The following is a 14,051-nucleotide window of genomic DNA, read 5'->3' as shown; positions in this document are numbered from 1 at the left end:
TCAACTGTCGGCTTTGTAACTAAGGTCAGCTGACCCTAAGTATTCTGACCCAAGGACTCATAGGCCTCTCAATGTCCATAAACGCATTTAGTTAAACGTTTGAGTCCAAAAGCTGTGTAGCGAATAGTTTGAGTTCAGTATTAAGTGATGAGCATAACCTAACCCCATCTCTGTGTGGCTTGGGTTCATCATTGCTTGGCATGATGCAGTACGACCTGCTTGTGAACTTAAACCCGCATTGTTGCTTTGACCATATGAGTTTGTGTTGACAGGATCTCCATAACCAAATAGAGGTGTTATAGCAGAGTATGAAGCCACGCTAGATACATTGGGAAGCAAAGATTGATATTTCGAACCAGAGTTTACGAACTGTATTTTCTCTGCGTCAGCCGTGAATTGCGCTGCAGCAGCAGTTGAATCATTCCAAGCAACCGGTGGTGCGGCATTTAATGCAATGTCGCTAGGATTCAATGTATTACACCAACGTTTTGTTGAGCGTGCACAATTGGTCGCAATTACCGCCTGGTATTTAAGTGTATCTGCGTTAGAGTTATCTGGTAAGTTAACGATCTTACACCAGCGTTGGTCAGCAACGCCCTGCCCTGGCATCCCCCAAATTGCACCGTTAAGTAGCTGCACTTTATCTAGGCTATCGAAATCGATTAATGCTTCATTCGTTAGACCGCTAATGTCCAAGTCGATCGTTCTTAAGCTCGATACGAATAAATGGTTACCCAATTCTTTGGCTGCGCTATTAATGTGCTCGTTTTGCATCAACGCCCAAGCGTTACCAAAATTGCTTTTTAGTCGCTGTTCATACACAAGAGCAGAGAATTGGTATGTCGGTAGAAAAACTGTATTTGAAGTCACCGAGTCTTCATAAGATACCGAGTCGATTGACTCAACAATTAAATCTTCGTTAACCACCGTATTTTTAAAAGTGTACTCATTCAATTTGTTATTAGTACATGATGCTGTGACGTTATTTCCCGCCCCATTTTTTATTAAAGCTTCATATTCTGATATCACACCATCGATATACAGTTCTCTACCTTCTTTTTTTACGGCTAGGTTATTGGTTTCATAACAGTGAAAAGCAGGAAGCTCAATTAGGGTTGGACTCGGCATATCTATATTTACTAGTGGAATATCCAATCCTGTCAAATCAAGAGTTGTCGAATTATCGATATAAGCCTTTGTATTATCGGCTATTTGATTTCCTCTTTGAAGATCTTGAACGCGTAACAACGAGTAGATAACATGAACCATATTGTTATTCATTGGAATAATATCTGCGGTTTGTCCGACTAACGCAGGAACAGCTGCCTTTGAAGCGCCATTGGCTGTCGATGTCATTACTGTTTTCGGCTTTGGTGTAACGGCAACTGTTGACGTTGAAGACCCAGCAGTACTTGGGCTAGATGATCCCCCACCACCCCCACAGGCAGTTACAGTTAAACCCATGACTAGTAATGATGTCGCTTGCATAAAATTCATATTTACTTTTCCTTAATCGTAAAAAATCGAGCCATGACGAGAGTAATGGTTATATTTCTTCTTAGAATTTATAGGTCCTTCGGACAAGTCTTCTACCGCCAGCATGCAATACCAGATCGCACACACCAACAATAAAACACCGTTCAATTGCTAACGATAATCTGACAAAGTCATATTTGTGTAAAGAATAAATTCGTACACAATTCAACCATTCTCATTTGTGAGACTGATAAATCCGAATAAGAAATATCATGTTCAAAGTAGATAACCAGTGATTAGAAAATAATATTCTTCTTTATCATCTCGCTATCTATCACTGAATAGCTATGTTGCTCAATGACTTAGAATTGGATGATTATTTAAGATTAATACAGAAAATTATGAATACTGTTCAATTGTAGGCATGAAAATCGAGAATCTATTTTACTTTGTAGTCAATGACCCTATTTAACGATCTATTACTTCTTAAATTAAGAAATATAGATAACCGAAGTGAATGTTTAATTATTTATTAACAAGGAGGGGTAATTTAACAATAAATAAACATTCGTATTTATTTGCAAAAAAAAGGACCTACTGATTAAGTAGGTCCATTTTATGTGCTAACCATTCATAGTCTGAAAGGGAAGTATTGCCCCCTCGCCCTTGGATACGAGCTGGTAACCTGCCGCGTGTTAAAAAGCTTTCACCATTTGGGTTAAGCACTTCAATAGCACCGCTTTGTCTTGTTCTTCTATGTCTTGGGTTAACTCGTTTACGAGATTTAGGTGAAGTTGGTTATGGTGAACGTGGATCTTTCGCCCTTCATCAGTCAAAGCAACCACAATTGCTCGGCGATCGGTTGGGTGTTGATGACGTTCAATCAACTCTGCCTTAACTAACTTCTCAATTTGAACAGTAAGTGTGCCTGTTGTAATACCAAGCTTTTCGGCAAGCTCTTTCATTCTCAACGCACCATGCATGCCCAACACTTCAATCGTATGGACCTGCGCGAGCGAGTAACCCGTTTCTTTAACAACCGATTGCTCCCACGAAGACATTTTATCGTAGAACTCAGTCAATATTTGGTTAAGCTGTTCTATGTTTTGCATGGCCGTTTGAGTGCACTTCAAGAGTAAGGTGATTTATCTTATCAAACTTGGCGAGCATTTGTTTATATTCAGAAACGGATTTATCACTGATCGATTCAAGAGTAACCGCTGCTGAATAATGATGACCACTCACCTTCCACATATGAAAATCTGTCACGGAAGCATAAGGCGATAACGTTTCGATCACCGAGTCACGGTATTCCTGGTGGATATTTTCATCGAGTAAGATTGGGCTAGTCTGTTTCATAAGGTTCATAGTCCACTTAGCAATAACCAGCGCGCCGACCATCCCCATCACTGCATCTAACCAGTTCCAACCATAAAACTTACCAATCAGTAGTGCCACAATTGCAAGTAACGACGTTAACGTATCCGCCAAAACGTGCATGTATGCTGCGCGTAGATTGTGATCATGATGGTCGCCAGTGTGACTATGATGATGAGTATCTTCATGACTATGTGAATGACCATGCGAATGCCCGTGAGTGTGTCCATGATCATGGTCGTGATGGTGGTCTCCCAACAAGAACATGCTTACGACATTCACTGTAAGACCGATACAAGCGACGATAATTGCTTCGTTAAATTGAATGGCTTGAGGGTTGAACAAACGATGCACCGATTCCACCAGCATCAACAGAGCCACAATTCCCAAAGCAATAGCGCTGGTGTAGCCCCCTAGCACACTCACTTTACCAGTACCAAAAGAGAAACGAGCACTATCAGCATGTTTTCTTGCATAGCGATAAGCAAACAAAGTGATGCCAAACGCTGCTGCGTGCGTCCCCATGTGCCAACCATCTGCAAGCAATGCCATCGAGCCATAAACAGTACCTGCGATGATTTCGATAAACATGGTCGTGACAGTCAGTAGCAGGACATAGAAAGTTCGCTTTTCACCTTGGCAGTTATGTGAAGAGAAGTTGTGTTGGTGGTGGGTTGTAAAGCTCAAAATGGCGTCCTTAGTCTTATGCTCAAAGTTGATGTCACTTATCAATCAAACTACTTTGATGAACAAGTAGTTTGACTGTCAAATAAATATCGCTAAATTTAGTTTGATAATCAAACATTGTCAATGCGGTATTTCCTGTGACGTATATGGCAGCGACAAAAAAGCCCACATACAGTGGGCTCAGATCCATTTATTGGTTGTTATGTGAGTTTGCTGCGACGCTAGTCAACGCTTTTCTGGAGTAATGTAATCTCATCATTCACCCAACCCAATAACTGCTTTGTGGCTTTCGACAACACTTGATTCTGCCTCACAATGTAACCGAGGCTTGTACTAGAGAAATTGAGTAGTGGTGTGACTTTCGATTTGAGGTGTGGCTTGGTTGATATAGCGAACTCAGGAATGATGGCAACGCCAAATCCCGCTTCAGCCCAGTCAATTTGTGCATCAACACTGCCAACTTCCATCACTCTGTAATTAGGTAGATTCAAACTAGGTAGTCCTTCGTCGATAAAGTCTCGAGTTCTCGTATCGTGACCTAGTAGGATCAAGGTCAGTTCTGGCTCGACTTCATCGTTCTTAGGATCATTATCCTTCGAGTTATCGGTGCTTTGAGGCTCTAAACCATCTCCCAGAGCGCACCATGATAGTTCTTGCAGTTTAGTAAAATAGAGCGACTCGTTATGCTGCTCTTTCGCAATCACAAAACCCAGGTCTGCCTTGGCATTCTTTACCAAACTGGATGCTTGAGATGAGGTGGTGTTAAGCAAGGTGAGATCGATGCCCGGGTACTGAGCTTTGAACTTCTGGAAAGGACGAATCAATAGAAATCGAGAGATAATGTCACTAACCGCAATGGTTAGCGTCCCGATTTTGAGGTCATTAATCGCATTCAGATCAGCCTGACATACCTGTAACTCAAGCAAGGTTCTTTTACTGGTTTCTAATAGCCTTTCGCCCGCTTGAGTTAGCTGAAATGGGCTTCTTTCTATTAGCTTGATACGTGTTAGCTGTTCGAGTTGCTTTAGATGCAAGCTCACATTTGGCTGCGTCATATGCAGAACACTAGCCGCCTTACCGAAATGTTTGTGTTCAGCTAACGTTACAAACGTGTTCAACAAATTAATATCAAGCATCATCTTCTCTCATGTGTTACTTCCAGCTACTAGGTATGCCCCACTTCGTTATTTCTCAAGACGACGAACAACCTTACCCTGTCATTCCCCACAATGAGAAACGAACGCGATAGGGAATCTCGCTTCTGGTTTGAGATTCCTGATACCTCGTCCCTCGGTTCTGGAATGACGCCTAAGAATCAATTCAACATTACGAGTGTCACTCTTGACTACAAGGGCCCCACTCCGTCATTCCCTACAGTGAGGGACGAACATGATAGGGAATCTCGCTTATGATTAAGACTTTAGAGTTATATGGAATCCTTATCAAGATAATAAAGATAATTAATTTCTCTTATCCACAATGCAGCACTAACATGATTTCTCAATCAGTCAGGAGATAAACTTATGCCATCTATCGTTGTTGTGGGTGCAAACTGGGGTGATGAAGGCAAAGGCCGCATCGTCGATTTTTTAGCAGCAGAAGCATCTGCAAGCATTCGTTTCCAAGGCGGAAACAATGCAGGCCATACCGTAGTTAACGACTTCGGTACATTCAAGCTGCACCAACTTCCAAGTGGTATTTTTAACCCTGACTGTACGGCTGTACTTGGCCCTGGCATGGTCATTAGCCCTGCAGCATTAAGCGAAGAAATCGCAGAAGTTCAAGCAGCAAATGTTGACGTTAAACTTGCTATTTCTGATCGTGCGACACTGTGCCTACCACTGCACGCGCTGGAAGATACGCTTGAAGAAGAGCGCTTAGGTGATGCAGCTTATGGTTCAACTCGCCAAGGTATCGCACCAGCATACGGCGATCGCGTGATGAAAAAAGGCATCCTTGTGGGTTGGCTAAATCAACCAGAGATTCTAGAGCAGCGCATTCAATTCATGCTTGATTGGAAAATGCCTCAACTAAAAGCCCTTTACCCTATATGTGACTTTACTCAGACCGCTTCAGAAATGACTGAATGGCTACTTGAAGTGACGAAAGCTTGGCGCCCATTCATTTGTAACGTGACCGAGCCCCTTAAGGCACTTCAAGCACAAGACGCAAACCTGCTGTTTGAAGCTCAACTCGGTGCAGGTCGTGACTTGGTTTACGGTGAATACCCTTGGACAACATCATCAAATGTAACGGCAGCTTATGCGGGTATTGGTAGTGGTTTACCTGCCCTTCGCCCTGAGCGCGTTATTGCAGTGGCTAAGGCATTCAGCTCATCAGTCGGTACAGGTACTCTGGTTACAGCAATGGAAGAGCAAGATAGCTTCCGTGAGAGCTCTAACGAATACGGTGCTACTACAGGTCGCCCACGTGATATGGGTTACTTCGATGCTGTAGCAACGCGCAACGGCGTTGAACTGCAAGCAGCGACAGAAATCGCTCTAACTAAGATTGATTGTTTGTCTGGTTTGGCTGAGTTAAAGATCTGTACTGCATATGCAGGCGAGCACAGCGAAAACCCAATTTGGCCACAAACGGCTGAGCTGAAGCCTGTTTATGAAGACATGGCGGGTTGGGATGAAGACATCACAGGTTGTCGCACTTTTGAAAGCCTTCCTCAAGCTGCACAGGATTATGTTACTCGCATTGAAGAATTGATGGGCGTGCCAATTGTAATGGTATCGGTAGGTCCTGAGCGCGAGCAAATGATCATTCGAGCTTAGTTTCGAAAATAGCTAAGGCATCATCTACATCAAAGCCCACATCCAGTGGGCTTTTTTACGATTGTCACGAACGTCTTTCAAGACTAAATCAAATACTGGTTCATATTGGATCGCAACTATTTTTACTATCTATTCTTCCTTAATATCAATGGTGTTAAGGTTAAGCTGAATTTAGGCTCACAGTGTTCATCTTCGATAAGGCGACATTTCTCCCAAATAGGCGCTAGATCAATTGGAACTAAGTAGTTATAACGTTTGTATAACCCATGTATTCTGGGCTTTGTTTTAGAGTGGTAGCAGTTGGTGGGCAGCAACTTCTTTAGCAATAATATGCGCTTATTGAACATATACAGGTCTTCGATCATATCCCGCCCATGCACACAGTACAACGCTGTCTTTTCGTCTAGCGTATGTTGGAACACCTGTACCAACACGCACATTACCGATTAAGTTACTTTAGTTTATAGGGCTCTTTCCTGAGCTCCTGTTCAAGATTTAAAACGCTGCATCTCAATATACTCACGTAGATGCTTAAATGGATAAGGCGTTACGGTTGGTAGACGATGCCTTAAGTGATAAACGTAAAACAAGTTTTCTACCTCTTCTGGTAGCACATCAAACGAATGTTTTATCACGTATAAATGACTAAAGTTTTCGATTTTGCTTTGTGGGCTACCTTTGCCGCCAGCAAAATACATTCCCTGTTCACGGTTATAGAAAAAACCTAAAGATGCATTAAAGAACCCTTCACTTTGTCCTCTTATTGACGTTTTGAAAAAGAATCCTTGATCGCGCAGCCAATCGTAAAATTGTTTTTCATCATTACCTTTGTAAGAGATTGACGAAAACTCATCAAACGCTAAAAGGGCCGTATCATCCCATTCCGACAGTATTGCTCTGAGCTTATTGACTACTTTACTCTCTGGGTTTTCTTCAATGAACTGAATCAATAATGCAATTGGAACATCTTGTGAACGCCCTTCTTTAAGTTCACGCAGCCGCTCTGCAACTACTTCAAATTCCGGCAGCATTTGAATACCAGTATCAATGAAAATGGCATAGTCACCCGACTCCGGCCAATAAATAGCAGGAGAGCGTTCAAATCCATGAAATACTTGCCATTTATCATTACCTAAATCGAGCTCAAGATCTTCAAGATCACCTTGAGTCGCTTGTGTATATTGCCATTCATCGCCCACTAACTTAGACGCATACACTGGCCACGGCCCGTCTCGAACCTCTAAAAATTCGCCTTTCGGTCGATGAGGCATGTAATATACGCATCCTTCAGGACCGCTTGGGTACTCAATCAAATGCTTGCTTGTATGGACTTCTAGCTTGATAAATAGTTCTTTTATCAACACTTCCACCACATGCCGATTTGGTTGCCCTCTGCGATCCCATAATCGTTCTGGATAGCATGACTGGAAAACCGTATCTTGGTACTTTTTGCGGTAAACCTGATACGGATCTTCTTCAGCTGACTTGTAGGTGTTTTTATTACCAACAATTAGGATATTCAATGCACCACGAATTGGAACTTCAGCTATTTCTGCATTTATATCTAGATGCTCGATGCCATGAAGCAAGGTTAATGCAGGGTCAGTATCTTTGTTTTCGGTTAAATCACAGATCACCAAACGATGCTCTTTCAACGCATCAAACAGCCCTACATAGTAATTTTTGACAACCGTATCTGAAACAAATCTGTGCTTTTCTCCAGGAATCCGCTGTAACTTCACGGATACTGAATCGCCATAAGCTTGCTTAAGATCTTGCATGAACTGTTCAAGAATACCGATCTTAGATAGTTGAAAACCGCTATAAGACTCTTTGGTGATATCAATCGCCTGAATTCGATTCTTCGCATTAGAGTAAAGAGGCTTCTTAATGTAATCGCCCTTTATAGATTTGCTTACCAACATCCCAAAATCATCAAGTTGATAACGTGTAGCAAACTTTGCCTTTTTTTGTATCTCTCCGTTCTCTAACGTAAACCAAGATAAAGGGGAAAACGTTTTGACACTCATTGACAGTGTTTGTTTGAATCCAAGCGCTGCACATGGCGCTAAGTCGATTTCCACGGTCGTTAATTCGTAACCAGAGTGCCCTTTGGGTAGCTTTTTGCTTTTAACGTGATAGTACAAACCTTCACTTTCAAAGCGTTTTATCTCAGGCGTAATGCCACCCAGTACTTTTGGTATCGCTTTAATCAGTAAACGAGCCAATTGCCATGTAGGTAGCTCGGCAGCGCTACTTGGTTTAATAGCCAAAGACGTGTCTTTGAGGTCTAATTTAGCGTCCTTTGGTAACATCACCCAATAACACGCTTCCTTATTGGTACCTTTCACTAAGCAGTAAACACATTCGGATTTATAGATTTCAGACGCTAATGTTACTAAACGCTTAGGTCGTTCTGAGAAGTCTATTCCTTTATAACTGATACAGTAAATCGCGAAGCTTCTATCAACCCAATCAGTATCAATCGATATTTGTTCAATTAAGTTTGATAAGGGTTCGTGTGAGGACGGCTCTAGCTGTTGTGTAACCATTTTATCAACTCCTGTACTGCTGTTAGGTTAGTGTCGGCATTGACATCATCAATTAGTGCCGGAATTTCAATGACTTTAGCTAACTGTGGTGAGGTTTCTACGAAGCATGAGTCCAAGTATCTAATCGGTTTTGAAGCATCCCCTAGCGCATTCACATAAATAAACTTCGAGGACCCAAACTCTTCTTCCACCAATGAAATTTTCGAGCTGTAGCCTTCGCTGGTCTCATTACCTTCATGCTTCCAGTATTTGCTGTCTAGCCAGATCGGTTGCTCAATCCCTGCAAACATGACTCTATTGTCAAATCGCTCGTAAGTTGAATTTGGAACTTCTTCAAACGTAAAATCGAATGCTTTTAATACTGCCTCTACCGCTTGCTCGCCCAACGCTCCCTTATAAATGTTGGTAAACATAACTGGCGTCATTACATAAACTTCTTTTTGCCACGAACAGGCAAAGCCTCTGTGCTCAAACCACGACCTCACATATTGGTTTTGTAGTAACGTAGCTAGGCTGCACGCTTCTTCTGAAACCATGTCACCAGTAGGCACTCTATCAAATAACTCGAAGGCATTCGGATTACCATCTAAGTTACCTTGGTAACGGTAATACCCTTTGGTCATAGACTGTAAGTACAATCGATTGAATCGCTCAGGTTGAGAGGCGATCGTCGGATATCGAAGTAACTGAGTTCTAATGTCTTGCCACTCTTGAATATCATTATCAGATGCAGGTTGATTATGTAGACGACGAACTAGGGCCTTAATTGACTGCATACCGTCTTTGTTGTTTCTTTGAGCAAGGTTGAATAAACGTCGGACACCCCTGTCCTCAACTACAGACTTATTAGCTGATTTCGCTTTTTCAACCAAAGCAACATACTCGTGTGAATATAAGCTTGGCTCTCTACTCTCTTCTGCCAAAATTTCTTTTAAACCAGAATCAGCAAACAAGAGAATTTTTTTTCGTTTCAGAGAGGTTCTCCCAGCTCTTCCTACCGCTTGCTCAATGTATTTCCTTACTGAACTTTGGTAGTCACTTGTTTGGTAGTATTGCTGTAAAGAGCGCTCTCTGCTCATGCCCATAAGTTGCTGGCGACACCAGCTTTCAGCGCTTTTCGGTGACAACTCCCCGTTCTCTTGCAAAGATAGAATTTGGTGGAATTGACAAAGCTGGTTAGCAGTATGCGAATAATCATCTGACATCAGTAGCTGAGTAGGTTTTTCAAGATAAATACTGTCTATATCGGTTCGCTGCTGCGTGCTATAAGTGACATCGGCAACGGATATTAGGCTTTCTCCTTCTAACGCTAAATTAACTGCGTAATCGGGGTTTTTACCCGCTCCCATTGAAGCATATGTACTAAATACAACGACTTTCCCAGGTTCTGTATTTAGGTGTTTGGAAATATCATCATAGCCAACCAACCTCATCCAATCGGCGTTTACGCCAAAAAACGTCTTGGTTTGAACATTAAATTCTTTCGCCCATTTATCGCAGCAGAACTGAATAAAGTCATTAATATCCTGACGCGTTGTATCAAGAGTGCGGTTTAACAACGACAGCATATAACGATTATCAGAAACTGAGATAAACGCTTTAATACTGGCTAATAGCTTAGACAACCAGCTCCGAACAAATGCATGCTCTGATTCCGCAATACCAACATAATGATTTAGGATAAAGTGGCTTGAACGAGCTTCCGGCTTATACTCTTCTAATAAAGTATCAAGGAATGCATCTCGACTATTAAGGTATTTGACCGTTAAGACCACACCGTTATCTCTATAGTTGCGCTTACTATGATAATAATCATTTACCCACTGCTTTTGCTCTCTCGACAAAGACAGAAGCTTTTTACCCAAACGCTCATCCAAGTATTTAAAATCAAAGTTATGTATTACGGTGTCTGCTCTCGCTGTTGCACTTATACCGAGAATGACAGCTCCGGCATCAACCATATCCGCTAAGACACCCGATGGTGAAAGATTTAGGAATGACGCTTTACAATTTACGGTATCGCGAGTCCCCTGATTATGAGCGACTTCGACAAGTTTCAGGCCGGTATGATGGTAGCTCTTGCTAGAACTTAACTTGCTCGCTTGACCGCCCGCAGATTGCCGTAGTCCCCTAGTATCGAATGACTCGTAAACGGCAGACTCAAATTCTTGCAAATTGAAGTGAGTAAGCAAGGATTGAACTGCTTCTTGAAACGTTCCTTCTAGGTTTCTATTTTCACGCCCTTCAATTTCAAGGCTACGAACGTTCTCCCAGTACTGAAACACTGCCTTACGCATTGTGCCAAGAAACCACTGATATATAACATCCGCCTCATTGACAAAGCGAGTTAAAAGGCCATTTTTTCAATGAGGGATCCTTCCACTTTCTCATCACTAAATATGAGATTCTTCTGTCTCAATAAATCTGATTTTAATGACAGCTTGTGAGTGGCACTGCTTACATGTGTGAAGCTTCTATCCGAAAACAACCGAACCGGTCGCTCATTCAAGTTAGGTCCTTCCGTATTAAATGCGAGCGCTAGATTCCACTTGGTGCCAAACTCTTCAAGCCGCTCACGGAGTGGTTCAAACAGGTCTTCAATTTTATCGTAGCGAGGCGAACTCTCTAGTTGGTGATCTCGAAAGTTTGCTCTCAAAGTTCTTATAGCCCAAATTAAGTCTTGCGTTTGTTGCTTACACAGCTCGGAGAGGATAACCTGATTCTGCTTGTCAATTTCATCTATGATAAGCAGCGCACCACTTAAATCGCGCAATGGACTGTAGCGCGAGCGAGTATTGTGGAAGCCTTTCAAAAATTTACTAGTCGTTAAGAAAATAACATGAGCGCTTCCATTGCGGATTTTTTCTCCCGGCATTAGTGCTTCTACAGAGGCCAGTAACGTGCCATTAAGCGGGGTTCTATCAGCACCTTTTTGTTTCTTTTGTAAGCGGGCAACTAGATTACGGTAGAAGTAACCAGCCTGCCTGTTCAAAGAAACTTTAACTTCTGGATTACTCGCATGACGTCTTAGACCTGATATAGCGATCCACTCAGCTTTAACATCACGCTCGGTGTTCAAGTCAAATCCGACTAACACTTCGTTCAAGACCGCATCAGAACATTGCAATAACTGATCTGACTGATTGGGTAGGTGAACTATTTGAGCTTTAAGGTACTCTTGCTGTTCAAGAGTGAAGCGAGGCTCACCCTTGACAGCTTGCTTTTCAACTAATCTAAACAAGTCCGCTTTCGCGTTCGCAACATTATCTATTGAGTCTGTAACGTAATAGAGCAAACGCTTGGTGCTACTACCGAACTCTTCTTCCTGTAATTCATTTTTCACTTGATCAAGCATCTGCTGGAGCAAAAAGTTTAATGCAGTGTATGTTTTCCCAATTCCAGTCTGAAACGGTAATGGAAGCAAAGCTCCAGATTTAGCGCCATTAACTTTAGTGTGATTTTCGAGTGATTCTGTAATGATAAGATCCAAGGGCGAAAGATCGGGAATAACACTAAAATCAAAACTCGCAAATGCTTCTATCGACACGTTCATACAATTCTACCCCAACAGCTCTTGATGTTTAGTTAACTCAACCATAATATGACGCCATTAGCGACAGGTAAATGCTGACTGCATATACACGTCGCATAACTAGACAGGAATCAAACTATGAGCAAATGGCCAATTCGGTGGGATCTACTATTCCGCTATCGCATGATAGAAGTGATTGCGTTATGGGAAGGGAGGTTAACAACCAACCATCTGATCAAAAACTTTGGCATTGGTAGGCAGCAAGCCTCTAAAGACATCAACACCTACCTGACCGATGTAGCGCCAGGTAACCTTGTCTACGATAAGCAATTGAAAGGATACAAACCCAGTGATAGCTTTATTCCAAAGCTAACGAGCGGTCATGCTGATGAATACTTACACATCCTATCTCGAAGTGAAGATATGACTGTGACTTTCAATGAACTTGATATGGGCTTTGAAAATACGACGATGATTCGCCCAGTGACACGCAACATTACACCCGAAATTTTACGACCATTGGTCCAAGCAATCAGAGAGAAGAAACGTGTCGATATAAGCTACACATCGTTGAAAAATGGTGAAGAGGTAGAACGGATCATCTCTCCACACACTCTCGTTTGTACACCACTACGCTGGCATGTTCGAGCTTATTGCGAGCACTCAGAAGGCTATCGAGATTTCGTGCTGAGCCGAATTAGAGGGACTCCAACTCTAGAGACAAAAAAAATAAAAGGGAAAGCACAAGATGAACTTTGGAACGCTAACCTCTCAGTAGAGTTGATACCGGACCCAAGACTGAAAGAAGCTCAGGCCAAAGTGATTGCACACGACTACGGTATGGAAAAAGGCACCCTGACAATACCGACGAACGCAGCATTGGTTCGCTATGTTCTAGATGCTTATAACATCGATATTAATGTGTTGAATTCGAACCCCAAAGGACAACAGATCATCTTAGGGAACTTTGAAGAGCTGAAGCCATATCTGATATATTAACTCAATGATAATAAAGAGGTAATCGATTCTCACCCCTTAAATAACTCGCCTCGATGATAACGAAGGTATAGCCTATGATCCGGCATGATGTTCAATGCCATGCCTTCCTTTAAACCGATGACAACCGGGACTCCAAGTAACTTGAAATGAGTTCCTTCCCATGATCATCGAAGGATGATAAAACCGAGATCAAACGGTTTACCTAGGTTGCAAGAAGCAGCGAACTATTAAACCTGAATTGCCTAGTCCTTAAAAGACTACTTCAGAGATTACTTTAAACGGTGGATTTTACAACACATCATCGGTTCTCTTAGGACTATGAAATAGCTAAGAGACTGATAAAACAAGGAATTACAGGCACAAAAAAGCCCACGCTAGGTGGGCTCTTTCGTATAATGTGGTGCCCGCTACTGGACTCGAACCAGTGACACCTTGCATGTCATGCAAGTACTCTAACCAACTGAGCTAAGCGGGCGATGTTCTAATTTCTTATTACTACCATTGTGACAAAATCAATAGTTATGCAATAAAAACTGAAGAAGGAATGGTGCGTCCGAGTGAACTCGAATCACCGACCCCCGCCATGTCAAGGCGGTACTCTAACCAACTGAGCTACGGACGCATTCCTTTAGAACGAGGAAGATA

Annotated in this window: 9 protein-coding genes, 2 tRNA genes and 1 pseudogene; 2 read left to right on the top strand and 10 right to left on the bottom strand. The window is 42.2% G+C overall.

Translation table 11 applies throughout. The features are described from left to right. Positions 1–87: 87 nt before the first annotated feature. The 4 genes from L0992_07610 to L0992_07595 form a co-directional block, all read right to left on the bottom strand. On the bottom strand, positions 88–1,497 hold the full coding sequence (locus L0992_07610) for a hypothetical protein (protein XGB68539.1): 1,410 nt from the start codon (positions 1,495–1,497) through the stop codon (positions 88–90). Positions 1,498–2,171: 674 nt separating this feature from the next. Continuing rightward, positions 2,172–2,588: a MarR family transcriptional regulator gene (locus L0992_07605; protein XGB68538.1), complete on the bottom strand. Its 417-nt coding sequence runs from the start codon at positions 2,586–2,588 to the stop codon at positions 2,172–2,174. Beyond that, a complete protein-coding gene (dmeF, locus tag L0992_07600) occupies positions 2,566–3,540 on the bottom strand; it encodes a CDF family Co(II)/Ni(II) efflux transporter DmeF (protein ID XGB68537.1) in 975 nt (324 codons plus the stop codon). The genes L0992_07605 and dmeF overlap by 23 nt, the downstream gene beginning before the upstream one ends. Before the next feature lie 221 nt (positions 3,541–3,761). Then, positions 3,762–4,679, bottom strand: a complete 918-nt coding sequence (locus L0992_07595) for a LysR family transcriptional regulator (GenBank protein XGB68536.1) — start codon at positions 4,677–4,679, stop codon at positions 3,762–3,764. Positions 4,680–5,063: 384 nt separating this feature from the next. Between L0992_07595 and L0992_07590 the strand changes: the two genes are divergently transcribed. After that, on the top strand, positions 5,064–6,323 hold the full coding sequence (locus tag L0992_07590) for an adenylosuccinate synthase (GenBank protein ID XGB68535.1): 1,260 nt from the start codon (positions 5,064–5,066) through the stop codon (positions 6,321–6,323). Between the two features lie 488 nt (positions 6,324–6,811). Here the strand turns inward: L0992_07590 and L0992_07585 are convergent, their stop codons facing one another. From L0992_07585 to L0992_07575, 3 genes are read right to left on the bottom strand one after another with little or no spacing between them, the layout of a single operon-like run. Next, a complete protein-coding gene (locus L0992_07585; GenBank protein ID XGB68534.1) occupies positions 6,812–8,875 on the bottom strand; it encodes a hypothetical protein in 2,064 nt (687 codons plus the stop codon). Continuing rightward, positions 8,857–11,172 (bottom strand): hypothetical protein, encoded by a 2,316-nt coding sequence (locus L0992_07580; protein ID XGB68533.1) that lies wholly within the window; start codon positions 11,170–11,172, stop codon positions 8,857–8,859. Before L0992_07580 ends, L0992_07585 begins: the two co-directional genes overlap by 19 nt. 50 nt (positions 11,173–11,222) lie before the next feature. Further along, on the bottom strand, positions 11,223–12,428 hold the full coding sequence (locus tag L0992_07575; GenBank protein ID XGB68532.1) for a hypothetical protein: 1,206 nt from the start codon (positions 12,426–12,428) through the stop codon (positions 11,223–11,225). Between the two features lie 117 nt (positions 12,429–12,545). Here L0992_07575 and L0992_07570 point away from each other — a divergent pair, with 117 nt between their 5' ends. After that, complete coding sequence (locus tag L0992_07570) at positions 12,546–13,406, top strand: WYL domain-containing protein (protein XGB68531.1); 861 nt, start codon at positions 12,546–12,548, stop codon at positions 13,404–13,406. Positions 13,407–13,435: 29 nt separating this feature from the next. Here the strand turns inward: L0992_07570 and L0992_07565 are convergent. From L0992_07565 to L0992_07555, 3 genes and pseudogenes are all read right to left on the bottom strand, one after another. After that, a pseudogene (locus L0992_07565) lies at positions 13,436–13,581 on the bottom strand (HNH endonuclease). 223 nt (positions 13,582–13,804) lie between these two features. Then, positions 13,805–13,881, bottom strand: a tRNA-Val gene (locus tag L0992_07560). Positions 13,882–13,951: 70 nt separating this feature from the next. After that, positions 13,952–14,028 (bottom strand) — tRNA-Val (locus tag L0992_07555). Positions 14,029–14,051 lie beyond the last annotated feature (23 nt).

The sequence above is a fragment of the Vibrio pomeroyi genome (genome assembly GCA_041879425.1).
Lineage (GTDB): Bacteria > Pseudomonadota > Gammaproteobacteria > Enterobacterales > Vibrionaceae > Vibrio > Vibrio pomeroyi_A.
This window is presented reverse-complemented; position numbering and strand designations above follow the sequence as displayed.

Bases quoted from the DNA above. Each gene is read 5' to 3' on its own strand.
- L0992_07610 (XGB68539.1), bottom strand. From the start codon at position 1,497: ATGAATTTTATGCAAGCGACATCATTACTAGTCATGGGTTTAACTGTA.
- L0992_07605 (XGB68538.1), bottom strand. From the start codon at position 2,588: ATGCAAAACATAGAACAGCTTAACCAAATATTGACTGAGTTCTACGAT.
- L0992_07595 (XGB68536.1), bottom strand. From the start codon at position 4,679: ATGATGCTTGATATTAATTTGTTGAACACGTTTGTAACGTTAGCTGAA.
- L0992_07590 (XGB68535.1), top strand. From the start codon at position 5,064: ATGCCATCTATCGTTGTTGTGGGTGCAAACTGGGGTGATGAAGGCAAA.
- L0992_07585 (XGB68534.1), bottom strand. From the start codon at position 8,875: ATGGTTACACAACAGCTAGAGCCGTCCTCACACGAACCCTTATCAAAC.
- L0992_07580 (XGB68533.1), bottom strand. From the start codon at position 11,172: ATGCGTAAGGCAGTGTTTCAGTACTGGGAGAACGTTCGTAGCCTTGAA.
- L0992_07575 (XGB68532.1), bottom strand. From the start codon at position 12,428: ATGAACGTGTCGATAGAAGCATTTGCGAGTTTTGATTTTAGTGTTATT.
- L0992_07570 (XGB68531.1), top strand. From the start codon at position 12,546: ATGAGCAAATGGCCAATTCGGTGGGATCTACTATTCCGCTATCGCATG.